Genomic DNA, 216 nt, shown 5'->3' with positions numbered 1-216 from the left:
TTGCCTGGCAACGTCCTACTCTTGCGGAACGTAAGTCCGACTACCATCGGCGCTAAAGAGCTTAACTTCTGTGTTCGGCATGGGAACAGGTGTGACCTCTTTGCCATTGTCGCCAGACAATGGAATGTTTATACATTCAAAACTAGATAGTAAGTAAATTTCAATTCGACCAATCAAAACTTGAAATTTGATTAAGTCTTCGATCGATTAGTATTC

Annotated in this window: 1 rRNA gene; it reads right to left on the bottom strand. The window is 41.2% G+C overall.

Annotation, left to right across the window (positions count from 1 at the left end):
* Nucleotides 1-2: 2 nt before the first annotated feature.
* Nucleotides 3-117 (bottom strand): 5S ribosomal RNA (gene rrf, locus CD112_RS12900).
* Nucleotides 118-216 lie beyond the last annotated feature (99 nt).

It is taken from the genome of Staphylococcus simulans (assembly GCF_002902285.1).
In the GTDB taxonomy this organism is placed as follows: domain Bacteria; phylum Bacillota; class Bacilli; order Staphylococcales; family Staphylococcaceae; genus Staphylococcus; species Staphylococcus simulans.
Note: the sequence above shows the minus strand (reverse complement) of the source record. Positions and strands in the feature narration are given on the sequence as shown.